16 protein-coding genes are annotated in these 13,838 nt (G+C 60.8%); 6 read left to right on the plus strand and 10 right to left on the minus strand.

Annotated features, from left to right (window positions below; genetic code table 11):
• Positions 1-61: 61 nt before the first annotated feature.
• Together DES43_RS05390 and DES43_RS05395 are read left to right on the plus strand one after the other, a co-directional pair.
• Complete coding sequence (locus tag DES43_RS05390; RefSeq protein WP_035023026.1) at positions 62-646, plus strand: DUF1214 domain-containing protein; 585 nt, start codon at positions 62-64, stop codon at positions 644-646.
• Complete coding sequence (locus DES43_RS05395) at positions 639-1,187, plus strand: DUF1254 domain-containing protein (RefSeq protein WP_035023030.1); 549 nt, start codon at positions 639-641, stop codon at positions 1,185-1,187. The genes DES43_RS05390 and DES43_RS05395 overlap by 8 nt, the downstream gene beginning before the upstream one ends.
• A gap of 9 nt (positions 1,188-1,196) precedes the next feature.
• Here DES43_RS05395 and DES43_RS05400 read toward each other — a convergent pair whose 3' ends face one another.
• Positions 1,197-1,382 carry a hypothetical protein gene (locus DES43_RS05400; RefSeq protein ID WP_133674840.1) on the minus strand — a complete coding sequence of 62 codons (186 nt, stop codon included), beginning with the start codon at positions 1,380-1,382 and terminating at the stop codon, positions 1,197-1,199.
• A 174-nt stretch (positions 1,383-1,556) separates the two neighbouring features.
• Here DES43_RS05400 and DES43_RS05405 point away from each other — a divergent pair, with 174 nt between their 5' ends.
• Positions 1,557-2,447, plus strand: a complete 891-nt coding sequence (locus DES43_RS05405; protein ID WP_051520380.1) for a hypothetical protein — start codon at positions 1,557-1,559, stop codon at positions 2,445-2,447.
• Between the two features lie 3 nt (positions 2,448-2,450).
• Here the strand turns inward: DES43_RS05405 and DES43_RS05410 are convergent, their stop codons facing one another.
• The 3 genes from DES43_RS05410 to DES43_RS05420 form a co-directional block, all read right to left on the minus strand.
• On the minus strand, positions 2,451-2,795 hold the full coding sequence (locus DES43_RS05410; protein WP_035023033.1) for a DUF1491 family protein: 345 nt from the start codon (positions 2,793-2,795) through the stop codon (positions 2,451-2,453).
• Positions 2,796-2,942: 147 nt separating this feature from the next.
• Positions 2,943-3,704 (minus strand): peptidoglycan-binding domain-containing protein, encoded by a 762-nt coding sequence (locus DES43_RS05415; RefSeq protein WP_035023037.1) that lies wholly within the window; start codon positions 3,702-3,704, stop codon positions 2,943-2,945.
• Complete coding sequence (locus tag DES43_RS05420) at positions 3,679-5,445, minus strand: sensor histidine kinase (RefSeq protein ID WP_245264626.1); 1,767 nt, start codon at positions 5,443-5,445, stop codon at positions 3,679-3,681. Before DES43_RS05420 ends, DES43_RS05415 begins: the two co-directional genes overlap by 26 nt.
• Positions 5,446-5,895: 450 nt before the next feature.
• On the opposite strand from DES43_RS05420, the gene DES43_RS05425 reads away from it, so the two are divergent.
• Both DES43_RS05425 and DES43_RS05430 read left to right on the plus strand, forming a co-directional pair.
• Positions 5,896-6,222, plus strand: coding sequence for a DUF5330 domain-containing protein (locus tag DES43_RS05425; protein WP_035023041.1), 327 nt, complete (start codon positions 5,896-5,898; stop codon positions 6,220-6,222).
• Positions 6,223-6,306: 84 nt separating this feature from the next.
• Positions 6,307-6,732, plus strand: coding sequence for a SufE family protein (locus DES43_RS05430; protein WP_035023047.1), 426 nt, complete (start codon positions 6,307-6,309; stop codon positions 6,730-6,732).
• Between the two features lie 10 nt (positions 6,733-6,742).
• Here DES43_RS05430 and DES43_RS05435 read toward each other — a convergent pair whose 3' ends face one another.
• The 3 genes from DES43_RS05435 to DES43_RS05445 form a co-directional block, all read right to left on the minus strand.
• Entirely contained in the window at positions 6,743-7,510 is a 768-nt protein-coding gene (locus tag DES43_RS05435; protein WP_245264627.1) for a DUF6456 domain-containing protein, read from the minus strand.
• A gap of 69 nt (positions 7,511-7,579) precedes the next feature.
• Positions 7,580-7,999 (minus strand): helix-turn-helix domain-containing protein, encoded by a 420-nt coding sequence (locus tag DES43_RS05440; protein WP_245264628.1) that lies wholly within the window; start codon positions 7,997-7,999, stop codon positions 7,580-7,582.
• A 648-nt stretch (positions 8,000-8,647) separates the two neighbouring features.
• Positions 8,648-9,079: a Ros/MucR family transcriptional regulator gene (locus tag DES43_RS05445; protein WP_035023054.1), complete on the minus strand. Its 432-nt coding sequence runs from the start codon at positions 9,077-9,079 to the stop codon at positions 8,648-8,650.
• A 351-nt stretch (positions 9,080-9,430) separates the two neighbouring features.
• On the opposite strand from DES43_RS05445, the gene DES43_RS05450 reads away from it, so the two are divergent.
• Entirely contained in the window at positions 9,431-11,551 is a 2,121-nt protein-coding gene (locus DES43_RS05450) for a S9 family peptidase (protein ID WP_035023056.1), read from the plus strand.
• A gap of 111 nt (positions 11,552-11,662) precedes the next feature.
• Here DES43_RS05450 and DES43_RS05455 read toward each other — a convergent pair whose 3' ends face one another.
• The 3 genes from DES43_RS05455 to DES43_RS05465 all read right to left on the minus strand — a co-directional run bounded on the left by DES43_RS05455 (position 11,663) and on the right by DES43_RS05465 (position 13,816).
• The gene (locus DES43_RS05455; protein WP_035023058.1) at positions 11,663-12,601 is read right to left on the minus strand and encodes a cytochrome c; all 939 of its coding nucleotides are present in this window, start codon (positions 12,599-12,601) and stop codon (positions 11,663-11,665) included.
• Positions 12,602-12,610: 9 nt separating this feature from the next.
• A complete protein-coding gene (locus tag DES43_RS05460; RefSeq protein WP_035023061.1) occupies positions 12,611-13,048 on the minus strand; it encodes a c-type cytochrome in 438 nt (145 codons plus the stop codon).
• Positions 13,049-13,213: 165 nt separating this feature from the next.
• Positions 13,214-13,816, minus strand: a complete 603-nt coding sequence (locus DES43_RS05465) for a superoxide dismutase (RefSeq protein WP_035023066.1) — start codon at positions 13,814-13,816, stop codon at positions 13,214-13,216.
• Positions 13,817-13,838 lie beyond the last annotated feature (22 nt).

Consider the following 13,838-nt stretch of genomic DNA (forward strand, 5'->3'; position numbering starts at 1 on the left):
CAGCTTGTCATGCCTGTGCCTCGCGCGATAACTGGCCCTCGAAGATTCGTCGGGGCCATCGATGCTGAAAAGAGCAGTGCTGACGCTGATCGCGCTCGCCATCGCCATTGGCGGCGGTGCTGCAAGCGTGTGGTATGCGCTGCACATCCAGAAGGGAGCCGGTGCAATCACCATCGGCACATGGACCGCCTTCCCCGATATCGGCACCCCGGAAGCGGACCCCTATACAAACGCCCGCGTCGCACGCGAAGGCGTACTGGCGCTCGGGCGCGCCGAAGGGCTTGCCTTCGTCGCCGAACACGATTCCGGGGGAAAGCCGCTGGCAAGGGAATGCGTCTACCGCCTCGAAGGCCAGCTTCCCATCGCCCGGTTCTGGACGCTCTATGCGGCGGACCAGTCGCTCGACGTCATCGCGACAGGCAAATCCCGCCCTGCCGCCCTCCAGTCGCATCAGGTATTGAGAGAGGCGGACAATTCGGTACGCATCATGGCATCCAGCCGCCCCGCTCCAGGCAACTGGTTGCTTACGGCAGGCAGCGGGCCCATGTATTTCGTGCTTACCTTCTACGATACGCCCATCGCCAGCAGCACCGGCCTGTCCGGCATGGAGTTGCCGCGCATCGTCAGGAGCGGCTGCGATGCGTAGTCTCCTTTATGCTGTTCTGGTCGGGCTCGTGGGTGCGGGTATCGTCCATATTCTGGTGCTGATGATGGTGCCGGAACTGTCGGAACGCGATGCATGGTCGCGGCTTTCGATGGCCTCGGACCTGTATCGCATGACGCCGCTGGAACCTGAAACAGGTGGCCAGCCTGTGGTGAAATCCGTCGATCCGCTGTTTTTGGCGGTTGCCTGCCGTTTCGACCTCGGCGAAGGCATGGTCCAGGTGAAGGCTCCGGGAAAGGTTCCATTCTGGTCGGTCTCGATCTACGACCGCAACGGCCACAACATCTACAGCTTCAACGATCACAGCGCGACCAACGCAACGCTGGATGCCGTGGCCCTTACCCCTGCCCAGATGCTCGAGGTGCGGCGGCAACTGCCGGACGATCTCGACGGCTCAGTCTTCGTTGAAACGCCGATCGGGGAAGGCATCGTCGTGCTGCGCGCCTTCGTTCCCGACGAAAGCTGGCGCCCCGAGGTTTCGCAATTTCTCCGGCAAAGCACCTGCGAGCTGAAGGAACTGTAGCTGCGCGCGTCAGTGCTTCGGCAATGGCGGAAGTTCCACCTGCAGCCGGGGGGCCTTTACCTGCGGCGCAACGCCGCCGGCTTCCGCCCGTTCGTAACGAACGCCGGGGAAGATCACCACCGCCGAGGTTCCACCAGTTCTCGAAGGTTTCTTCGTGGCCGCGCTTTGCGGCGTGAAAGACAGGACTATACCCATTTCGCGCATTCCTCTCGGTTCAACCGGAGCACAACGCAACGCCTCCATTTATGAATAAGGCGCCTTGAGGGTTAACGGAGCGCTAACGGATCGCGGCTAATTTGAATGTTGTTCTGTTGCGCATGCCGCTGTTGGCCTGCGTGCTTCATCGCGAGTCGTTCAAGGCGTATCTTGGTGTCATCCTCGGATTTCCGGCAAATCGCGATCAGGGCTGGAGCCGGCAAGGCCGAGCGACTGTTCCGCGCCGCCATATCCGCCTATTGCGCGCTGACCCGCCCGTCGCGCCGGGAAATTACACAGCTGGACGACCTCACCCTGCCCTTGTTCGATGAGGTTTCACCGGAAGCCCGGCGTTTTGCAGCCGCAGCGCTTTCTGAGTCCGAAAGCGTGCCGCCCGGCCTTTTGAAACGCCTCGCAGATGAGCCCGTCGAAATCGCGGCTCCGCTGCTGATCCGCTCGCGCGCGCTCTCCGATGTAGAGCTTATCGCGCTCATCGGGCGTCATGGATTGCCGCATGCGCGCGCCATTGCCCGCCGCAAGAGCCTGCATCCCACGATCGTCAGCCTTGTGCGTGCGCTTGACCGTCCCGATTCTTTACCGAAGAAAGAAGCGGCTTCGTCGCAAGGCAAGGCCGCTGAAAGGACACGCGACCAGCTCAGGTCGATGATGGCCGATGGTCCTCACCTGTCCTTCTCCATTGCACCGGCGACGCCACAAGGCTTCGGCAGGCTGCTCAATGCTGCGCTCGACACCAACGCCGCCTTTTTCCATACCGCCCTTGCCGATGCCCTCAATATCGGGTTCGACGCTGCGCGCAGCATCGCTTCATCAAACGACCATGTTCCGCTCCTTACTGCGTTGCGGGCGCTCGATCTGAAAGAAGCCGAAGCGTTCCTGATTGTCAGCGCCGCGCTGCCGGGCTCGTTCCCGGACATCGGCAGCGTACGGCTGTTCATCGTGCGATATCGCAGCCTCAATCCGAAAACCGCCGCCGCGAAAGTCGCATCGTGGGCAAAAGGCGCCGTCACGTCTCCTGCTGCCGCACAGACGCTCAAGGCAGGCTGAATTTCAGCCTTTCACCGTCACCAGATCTTCGACAGGCAGCGAGCCGGTCTCGATCTCCACCACCCATATATCGGGGTCGAATCGCTTCTCCCGTTCGATCCGGGCCTCCAGATTCTCGGCGGTTTCCCCATCCCCGATCCGTACGAACAGGCGCTCATCCGGCCGGGCAGTCTCATAGCTTGTCTGCGGTGCCGGCCCGTACAGCGCCACATCGCCAAACCTGTCCCGGACGAGAACGAAAGCGGCCCCTGCCTCGCCGGAACCGCGTTTGAGAATCGCGGCGAACCCGCCGGAAGCGAACACACGGCGCACCAGCGCGGAAGCCCACAAATCGGTGGTGACGCGCATATCAGATCGCAAATACGGGTTGGTCAGCCATGCCGCTGCATATCAGCCGGCCACCGGCTTGGCGAGATGCCGGAGCGTCTATGCGTTCGGAACTGCGTCGCGATAACAGGTGACAGCGTTTGCGATCTGGAGAAAAGGAGAACGACTCTAGTCGGTCAGGCCAACTTCGCGCATCTTGATGTAGACGGCGGCGTCCGGCTCTCCGGTCACCGCCAGACCGAAAATCGACTGGAACTCCCGGATCGCAGCCCTGGTTCGCGCGCCCGCTATGCCGTCCAGCTGAATGTCGGCGTTTCCAAAGGCTCTGAGGCCGGCCTGTATCTTCACGATCTGGTTGGCTGCGGAAGCCGGCTCCGCGCCCGGCTTCACGGATCCGGTCATGTCGGTGCGATAGGCAGGCACGGGCACCGCCGTTACGGGCGCAGCACCCAGATGATCGAGCAGCGCATCGTCGACCGAACCGGTCGGCGCCAGCCCGACCTTGCGCTGATAGGCGGCGATCGCGTCGCGGGTATTCGGTCCCGTCAGACCGTCGGGCTCGGCCGTATAGAAACCAAGATCGCGCAGGATCGACTGCACCTGCCGCACCACCGGGTCGCCTTTGGGCGCTTCCGGCCGCACCGCCGGGTCGGGGCGAACGATGTTGATCGTGGTCTCCGGTTCGACCGGTTCGGATACGGGGAAATCCTGCATGCTTCTGGTGGCGAAGAAAGCGCCTGAATGCGGATATGGCTGATACCAGAGCGCGTTCGCCGACACATAGAACAGCGTCACGAGGAATGCCGTCGAGCCGCCGACGAGGACCGGATTGCGGGAGACCACCTCGCCGACCGCAGCCGCTCCCCGCTGCATCGCGCCCGGCCGGCTCGTCTGCTTCCTGGCCTTAGGCCGTTTTGCGGAGCGGGCCATGCACTTCCCCATTCTTCCTGCCTGCCGGCGTCGCATCCGCCAGCACCACCAGCCTGTCCTTGTCTGCCTTCGGTCCATCGACCGGAATGCTCACCGAGACCGTCGTGCCTTCACCCGGCATGCTGTCGATGGACATGGTGCCTTCGTGCAGGCTCACCAGCCCCTTGACCAGCGACAGGCCAAGCCCTGCCCCCTCGAATCCGCGGGTGTAATCGTTCTGAACCTGCACGAATGGCTGGCCGATCTGCGCAAGATCGTCTTCGGCAATGCCGATCCCCGTATCGCTCACCCAGAAATGCAGTCGCGAACCCACCCGTTGCGCACCGATCGCCACCTCGCCGCCTTCAGGCGTGAACTTGATGGCATTGGAAGCAAGGTTGATCAGAATCTGCTGGATGGCGCGGCGGTCGGCATTCACTTCACCCGTATCGGCAGCCACCCGCAGTTCCAGCCTGATCTTTTTGGTTTCAGCCTGCAACTGCATCATGGAACGGCACATCTCGGCAGCCTCCACGAAGCGGAACGGTTCCGGATTGGTGCGGTATGCACCCGCCTCGATGCGAGACACGTCGAGGATCGACGTCACGACCTCAAGCAGGTGCTGGCCAGATTCGCGCACAAGAGCGACATATTCCTTTTGGCGCGGATCGTTGAACGGCCCGAACATCTCATGCAGCAGCATGTCGGAAAAGCCGATGATGGCATTGAGCGGCGTGCGCAACTCATGGCTTACGGCCGCAAGGAAGCGGCTCTTCGTCACCTCCGCACTCGCAGCGCTCTCCTGCGCCTCGCAAAGCGCCTGCCGCAGCCCGGCGATCTCCGAATTGTCGCGCAGCAGGGCGAAGAACGCTTTGCCCTCCTCGTCGCCTCGGGCCAGTTCGAGCATGCATTGCTTGTGGCTGCTTGAGGTTGCGCCTGCCGCCTTCGGCAGCCGGACGCGCATTTCCACATGAGCGCAAACCGCGCCGTCGCGCATGTCGGCAAGCGCATTGAGATAGCCGATGCGGTCGGCGATGTGGATACGGTCGAAGAGAGCGTTGCCGAGCAGAAGATGAGCCGGAAGACCCAGCACAGCCTGTGTGCGTTCGCCTGCGTCAAGCACCTCGCCCTGCCGGTTCAGGCGCAGCATGACAGCGTTCGTCAGCCCCTCGACATCGAGATCCACCGGCCTTTCGGTGTTTGCGGTATCGCCATACCGGAGCTTGGTCCAGCGAGGAACGAGCGTAGCGCCCCATGCCAGCGGCAGAAGCCAATGCCAGGGTGCCGGCTCCACATAGGCGGGCAAGGCTATCCCTACGGGCAGGAATTGCATGGCAGCGCCGGCAATCGCCGCCACGGCTCCTGCCAGCGCCCAGCGCCGCGACCGGCTGACCCAGAACGCTTCCACGGCAGGTGCGACCAGGAGCAACGCGACGGGCGATGCAAGCCCACCTGAAAACGCCACAAGAGCACCGATGGCCAGTCCCGAGATGGCAAGAGCTGCCGCGCCGGCTCCCACATCGCGACCGGTGGCCGAAACCAGAAGGGTAGCCAGCCAGCAGATTCCGAAGATGGCAAGAATGGTCGCCAGCGTCGCCGATGCGCCAAGGCTGGCAGTCACGAGCATGACGGCGCTTCCGGCAGCAAGGAACGGCACGGCGAGCATGACACCGATGAAGCGGGCATGCCGGGCGCGTGCTTCTTTTCCGGTCACGCGGCCATGCACGAGACGCTCGCAGCCCGTCGCAATCGCGTCAGGCAATCCAACGTATCTTGCCGCAATCGAACTCAACTCAACGCCTCGTACAGACCTGCCTCGCAGATCGTTTCTGATTGAGCCTGAAAGTCGCACCCAGCCTTTAAGGAATGGATAAAGCAGGGCGCGCACGAGCCCTTTCGGTGTCGTTTTTTCCGCAAAGCCGCTTATCGCGGGTGTCAATTCAGCCCATGGTAAATGTCGGGTTAGTCGAAAGCACAATCTGAAGGCGATGTCCGCAACCGGATGCAAGCAGACCTTTTAACGACGAATCAAATGGATAGGCGGGCAACCGGCCCGGAATTCAGCCTTCGTTCAGCTCTCGAATGCCAAAGAAGAGCGGACAGCAAGTGTTTAAAATTTTAATAAAATTCCTGTCTTGGTGGAAATCGGCCCTTGGTGGGATCCGGGTAAGGATGGCGTCGTGGAGCAAGCGACTCTGGAAAGAAGACGGATATGGGTTTCCTGATCAGGTTTGCGTTCTGGTTCTCATTGGTGCTGTTGGCGCTGCCCTTCGATGTCGGGCCTGACGGAAATGGCCGTGAAAGCGTCAATCCCATTCAGGCGCTTCTGGCGGCGCGTGACGCTGTGGGCGACATAGCGGGCATGTGCGAGCGTCAGCCGGATGTCTGCGAAACCGGTGCTTCCGCCCTCCACACCGTGACTGAACGTGCGAAGATTGCGGCGCGTATGGCCGTGACCATGATCGAGGATGCGCCGGCCAGAACCGCGCCGTCCCAGGAAGAGCCGGTCACGACCGGCAGCATTCAACCAAAAGACTGAACATTCTGACGGGTATGGAACGCCACGAACCCTTCCGGTTTTTTTCCCGTGACGCGGCCCTTCCCCGGCACTATATCCAGCCGTATGGCGACGACTATTCAAAGCATAATCGAGGACTTCTCCCTGCTGGACGACTGGGAAGAGCGGTATCGCTATGTCATCGAGCTCGGGGAAGCGCTTCCCGAATTCCCGGAAAGCGAACGCACGCCGGGAAACAAGGTGCCGGGTTGCGTCAGTCAGGTATGGCTGACCACAAGCTATGACGACGGCTCCGATCCCGTCATCACGTTCTGCGGCGACTCCGATGCGCATATCGTGCGTGGACTCGTTGCTATCCTGCTGGCATTGTACTCAGGCCGAAGGGCAAGCGAAATCCTCGACATCGACGCTGAGGGCACGTTGCGAAAGCTCGGTCTGGACGAACACCTCACCCCGCAACGTTCCAACGGGTTACGCTCGATGGTCGGGCGCATCCGCACGGATGCGGACAGGGCGCGTCAGGCCGTTTGAGTTCCATTGCCTACGACCCGTGCATGCTTGGCCTGTAATCCTGCACACCCCAATGCAGCATGCGTGCCGGCTTGTTTTCGTCCGATGCTGCATTCGGCCAGTAGTGACGGGCCAACGCGGACAGCCCGGTCTTGAGCACGACCTTGCCTGACCTGACGGGCCACGCGCGCTCCATCTCGACCGTCTCCATGCCTTTCAGAAAGCAGCACACATCGATCAGCACACCCGAAAGCTCGGGACCCACAGCCGCTATTGCCTTTTCAACCCGCAACCGCGCGGCAAGCGCCGCCTCCGTCAATTCTGCCGTGCCGCCGGCACCGGAGCGCTTTCCGGATGCAACGCTGGCTATCCAGTTGGCACCGAGACGCGGCATGATCTGGCCGCGCGTGTAGTCTGCGCGCAGCCGTTCCCCTGCCTCGAACTCACGCGCGGCAAGGAATGATTGTCCAGTCTTTGTGCGCAATCTTGCCAGTTGCGCGAGCGGCGACTCCGACAGGTTCACCAGAATTGGCCGGGCCTCCCCGCCAGTGCCAGTGCCGGTGCCGGTGCCGGTGCCGGGGGAGATCACACCGATTTCACGCCCCCCATTTTTGGAGGACCGGGCGGCGGCAAGATCGCGCGCGACCTCAAACCCCGTCCGCGACAGGGAAATCTCATCACCGCAAATCGTCACCGTCCCTTCGGAAACGAGCCATTGAAGCATCTCGTTTTCGACCGAAACGGCACCTCTGTCGTCTGCCTCGATCAGCAGTTTCCCGCTCCGGGCGGCCTGCCCCATGCGCCCCGGTCCTTTGACCAGAAAGGCAAGGAGGCGAACAGGCAATTCGCGAAAAGGCCCCGGCATCTTTCAAAACCCCAGGCGGTTACGGAATGCGGCGGAGGCGATCTGCTCGAACATATGCACGACCCGGTCGAACTCCGGATCGTCGCGCAGGTCCTCGATGGTCTGGCAGGCATGCACCACCGTTGTGCGGTCACGCCCGAAGCCGCGGCCCACGTCGCTCATGGTCAGGCGCAGGGTCACATGAGCGACATACATGGCGATCTGGCGCACACGCGATACGGGCTGGGATGTACGGCCCGCCTTTCGCAATTCCCTGGACGAGAGTGCAAACAGAGCGGAGGCAATGTCGATCAGGCATTCGCACACCTCCAGCGCGATCTCATCCTTGCGTTTGGGAAGCACATGGGTGGAACAGTCGTCTGCTCCCGTCTCCATGGCCAGATGTACGGGATCGTCGGGGATAAGAGAGAGATTTGCCTGCACGAAACTTCCTCCAGGATAGGAATATCTTCCTTATAAGGGACCCCGGGCAGAATGTGAACAAACAACGAACAGCTTACCCCGTTAAATTCTACCAACACGTTGATATTTAATGATTTTTATCTTTCAAATATAAAAATTCAGACATTTTACTCCCCGTCCCCGCTCACAGGTCGAAAGTAGACGCCTTGTTTCAGGGAGACGACACATGCGATCGCTTCAGCGGGATGCCGGCAGATTTGCAAGATATAGGCAGGAGAAGGCAGCCGAAGCGGGCCAGCGCGTGGCTTTGAGTCTGCTGTGCGGGCTCGATCTCGAAGATGTAATGACTGCCGGGAAGCAGGAAAAACTGAGGCTTATCGAGCGTGTCGGACGCCTGCTCGAACGTGAGCGCCTCAAGGGGCTCCGAAGACACTGGAGCTCTGAACCGCCATATCGCGCTCAAGCAAGCCCGCGACAGGCTGCGGGAAATGAACGGATAGGGTTTTGCGGGCCAGACAGGGCGTCCGGCATCGCGCAGATGCTGCCAAGCCCGACAGGTGAGGCAGCGAAACGGCATCAGCAGAATGCCGGTTGCTCCTGATTTCGACGAACGAAAAACGGCACCCCGAGGTGCCGTTCTGTCTTCTTGCGACCGATCCGGAACTCCGTTCAGCGGCCCTTGCGCTTACGGCCCAGACCCATTTTCTTTGCCAACTGGGAACGGGCGGCGGCATAGCTCGGCGCAACCATGGGGTAGTTGGCGTCAAGGCCCCATTTTTCACGATACTGCTCGGGCGTCAGCCCGTAATGGGTCATGAGATGGCGCTTGAGCGACTTGAACTTTTTGCCGTCCTCAAGACAGACGATGTAGTCGTCATGCACGGATTTCTTTGGACTAACCGCAGGCTTCTGCTTGTCGACCGGCTGCGGTTCAGGGGAGACACTGCCCCCAACCCGGCCGAGTGCGGCATGGATGTCTGCAATCAGGTTCGGCAATTCGGAAGCCGGCACCGGATTGTTGCTCACATAGGCTGCCACGACATCGGCTGTAAGTTCGATCAGCGTGTCGATATTTTTCGGAGGCGTTTCGGCAGTGTCCATAACAGTGAAATCCCAACGAGAGACGTGATGACGATGCCAATGGTAATTTCACGGGCATCTGCGGATTCTGAGGTCGCAGACCTCGACTGCGATTCGGCCTGCGCGAACTTCATGATCCCAGATCACTGTCAAGTCAATCGTCTCTTTCCGTCATTCCGGTAATCATCAATGTTTTTTACATCTGAAGTACTCAATTATTAATACACAACTTCAAACTCCCGTTGACCGAGTTGCCGCCTCAACTGCCTTTCCAACAAGAGAACTATACTATTTGCGATCACGGACCGGACGGGACTTGAACCCGGATGCATGTCGTGGTCATTCACTTGTGAAAGAAACGGAAATCACAAGATGACGACGACTATGCCTTTTGAACTGGTACAGCCTCCGCACGCGCAACGGCACCCCCGATCCGACACGCGGCACGGCGTCACCCGCACCGACGAATACGCATGGATGCGGGCCGAGAACTGGCAGGAAGTGTTCCGCGACCCGTCCACGCTCGACCCGGCCATAAGGGCGCATCTGGAAGCAGAGAACTCCTATCAGGAAAGGCTCATGGCCGACACGGCCGAGCTGCGGAAAATCCTGTTCTCCGAGATGAAAGGACGAATCAGGGAAGACGACTCCTCCGTACCCATGAGGGACGGGCCTTATGCCTACGGTTCCTCGTACAGGCTCGGCGGCCAGCATCCCCGCTATTTCCGCAAGGCGCTGGAAGGCAGTACCGACGAGGAAATCCTGCTCGACGGCGACCGTGAAGCGGAAGGCAAGGCTTATTTCCAGCTCGGCGGCCTCGATCATTCGTCCGATCACAGGCGCCTGTTGTGGGCGTACGACGACAAAGGTTCCGAATTTTACACCCTGCGTGTCCGGGACATCGCCACCGGAACAGAACTGCCGGACCGGGTCGAGAGCACCGGAGGCAGCGGCACATGGACCAGCGACAATCGCGGTTTCTTCTACACGCTGCTGGATGACAACCACCGTCCATCGAAAGTGATGTTCCACAACCTCGGAGACGATGTTGCGAATGACCGCCTGATTTACGAGGAAACCGATCCCGGCTTTTTCATGAGCGTTGGCGGCACCCGCCGCAACGACTGGATCATGATCAGCATCAGCGACCATGAGACGTCGGAATATCTCATCCTGCCTGCTGACGATCCCTTCGCCGGGCCGAGGCTCGTTGCGCCACGAGAGACCGGCCTGCAATACGAGCTGGAGGAAGGCGGCGACATATTCTTCATCCTGACCAATGAAGGCGGCGCGAAAGACTTCAGGATCATGACCGCACCGGCAACCGATCCCCGGCGCGAAAACTGGAAGGAACTGGTCCCGCATCAACCCGGACGGCTCATCCTGTCGGTCATGGGTTTCAGGGATTATCTCGTGCGCCTCGAACGCTTCGAGGGGTTGCCGCGCATCATAGTTCGGGAGCGCGCTACCGGCGAAGAACATGCCATCGCTTTCGATGAGGAAGCCTATTCGCTCGGCATGGCAGGTTCCTACGAATACGATACGGATGTGCTGCGCTTTTCCTATTCGTCCATGACCACTCCGGCGCAGGTGTTCGACTATGATATGGGCACGCGCGAGCGCACCCTGCTCAAGACGCAGGAAGTGCCTTCCGGCCATGATCCGGATGCCTATGTTACCCGACGCCTGATGGCGACGGCGCAGGATGGCGAGACGGTACCCGTCTCGCTGGTCTACCGCCACGACACGCCACTCGACGGATCGGCCCCCTGTCTGCTCTACGGGTACGGTTCCTATGGAATCACCATACCCGCCTCCTTCAACACGAACTGCCTGTCGCTGGTGGATCGTGGCTTCGTCTACGCCATCGCGCATGTGCGGGGCGGCAAGGACAAGGGCTACTCCTGGTACGAAGACGGCAAGCGGGCGCAAAAGCAGAATAGCTTCAAGGATTTCATCGCAGTCGCGAAACACCTTGTCAGCGAAGGTTACACGTCGCACGACCGCATCGTTGCACAAGGCGGCTCTGCCGGCGGCATGCTGATGGGCGCCATCGCCAACATGGCTCCCGACGCTTTCGGCGCTATCATCGCCGAGGTGCCCTTCGTCGATGTGCTCAACACGATGCTGGACGCATCCTTGCCCCTCACCCCGCCCGAATGGCCGGAATGGGGCAATCCCATCGCCTCGGAAGAGGACTACAGGACGATTGCCGCCTATTCGCCCTATGACAATGTGGGCGCGCTGAACTACCCTCCGATCCTTGCGCTCGCCGGTCTCACCGATCCGCGTGTCACCTACTGGGAGCCTGCCAAATGGGTCGCGCGGCTGCGCGAAAGGAAGAGCGGCGGCAATCCGGTCCTGTTCAAGATCAACATGGATTCGGGCCACGCCGGAGCCTCCGGCCGCTTTTCCCGGCTGGAGGAGATTGCCTATACCTATGCCTTTGCACTGAAGGTCACCGGCAAGGCCGGGGTCACACTGGTTTCTTAAAGTGCGTCGCGATCTTCCAGATTCGCTCCTTACGCTTTAAGCACCTGTTTTACGCATGTCGCCCGAAGCTGCTTCCCGGTTTCGGGCAACACGCTTTAGAATGCGCCATCGTCAGGGACGGCGTGCCGGATAGCCATTCGGATGCGCCGGTATGGCCTTGAGATAGGCTGCGATCGCTTCGCGGTCTTCAGAGGTCAGTTCGGCCATGTTCCTCTGCACCTCGGCCATCGAACCGCCGACGGAATCGAAATCGGGCGTGAAGCCGGTTTCGAGATAGCCGGCGATGTCCGCCTCGGACCAGTCGGCGATACCGCCCTCGCCGGCAGTGATATTGGGCACCACACCGTCGCCCTCCGCCGCGACCGCGCCCGCCAGCCACCTGCCGGTATCAGGCCCGCCGGCAAAATCGCGCGGCGTATGGCATTCGCCGCAATGGCCCGGCCCTTCCACCAGATACCGCCCTGCCAGCACCTTGTCGGATGCATCGGCGATTTCCACCACGGGCCTGTCGCTCATATAGAGCAATTTCCAGAGGCCGATGCCCCGGCGGACATTGAACGGAAACGCCAGGTCATGCCCGGCTGTCTGCCCCGCGACAGCCGGCAGCGTCTGCATGAAGGCAAACAGATCGGCGATGTCCTGCGGCTTCATGCGCGCATAGGAGGTGTAGGGAAAAGCGGGATAGTAGTGCCGGCCGTCCGGTGAAACGCCCTTCAGCATCGCTGCGGCGAAATCGTCGAGCGTCCAGTTGCCGATGCCATCGCTGGCGTCCTGCGAAATGTTGGGCGCAACGAAGGTTCCGAACGGCGTCCTCAGCTCCACGCCACCTGCAAGCTGAAAGCGGGCCTCGCCCTCAGCCCCCTTGGCAGCATGGCAGGAGGCGCAGCCGCCGGCGTGGAAAATGCGCAGCCCGCGCTCTGCATTTCCCGGCTCCGCCGTCGTCATGATCCGCTGATCGGGCCGTTGCGGCGCGGAGAGGAACCAGCCTGCCGCCGAGCCCGCTGCAATCACCAAGCCGAAAATGGCGCCGACCTTGCCAACTCTGGACATGGGCGGCAATCAGCCCTTGTGGATGCGGAAGTTTTCGTGGCAGGCGCCACAGCTCGCACCGATCGCGCCAAACTTCGCCTTGAGCGCATCGAGGTCTGCCGGGGCATCCGCCAGTGCTGCGCCGACCGCATCCTCGAATTTCTTTTCCGCGTCCCTGAAGCCGTCCGGATTGTCCCAGATCGCGGGGGCAGCGCTCGTGTCACCTGTATTCGAACCTTCGGGGTAAAGTGCCCCGATATCGAATTTTCCGGCATTGTCCTTCATCGCTTCCAGCGTCCTGAGCACCGACGCGGCGTCGAAAGGCTCCTGCCCCTTCACCACCTTGGAAAGATCGCCGGTCAGCTTGCCCCGCTCCTTCATCAGCGCTTTCCGGTCGGCAAGCGGGTCGGCAGATGCCGCGGTACCGGCAAGGGCGAGGATGGAGATGGCGAGTAGAAGCTTTCTCATGCGTGGCTCCGTATCTGTTGAAGAAACGTGGCTATTCCGAGGGAATCGGAGGATGGGCTCTAAGCTGCCCCGAAACGTGAAAGATTTCGCCTCACGCTTGCGTGAGACGATCGTGAAGCCCGAAAAGAAAAGCCCCGGACCGGCCGGGGCTTTGCGCTGGATGGATCAGGCGCCGGCCTTCTCGTACAATTCGAGCACATGGTCCCAGTTGATGAGGCTGTCCACGAAGGCTTCGAGGTATTTCGGGCGGGCGTTGCGATAGTCGATGTAGTAGGAGTGCTCCCAAACGTCGACACCGAGGATCGGCGAAGCGCCATGAACCAGCGGGTTCTCGCCATTCGGGGTCTTGGTGATTTCCAGCTTGCCGTCCTTGACGGAAACCCAGGCCCAGCCCGAGCCGAACTGCGTGGTGCCGGCATTGATGAAATCGGCACGGAATTTGTCATAACCGCCGAGATCGCTGTCGATCGCCTTCTGAAGCGCGGCCGGAAGCTTGTTGCCGCCGCCGCCCTTTTTCATCCATTTCCAGAAATGGATGTGGTTGTAGTGCTGGGCGGCGTTGTTGAAGAGGCCCTGGTTCTTGCCGAACGACTGCCTGACCACTTCCTCGACGGAGAGATCACCCATGCCGGCTTCTGCCGCAAGCTTGTTGCCATTGTCGACATAGGCCTTGTGGTGCTTGTCATGGTGATACTCAAGCGTCTCCTTCGACATGTAGGGCTGGAGAGCCTCGTAGTCGTACGGGAGATCGGGAAGTTCGAAAGCCATTGGTCTTACTCCTCAAAAAAAA

This window comes from Aquamicrobium defluvii (assembly GCF_004363725.1).
Classification (GTDB): Bacteria; Pseudomonadota; Alphaproteobacteria; order Rhizobiales; family Rhizobiaceae; genus Mesorhizobium; species Mesorhizobium defluvii.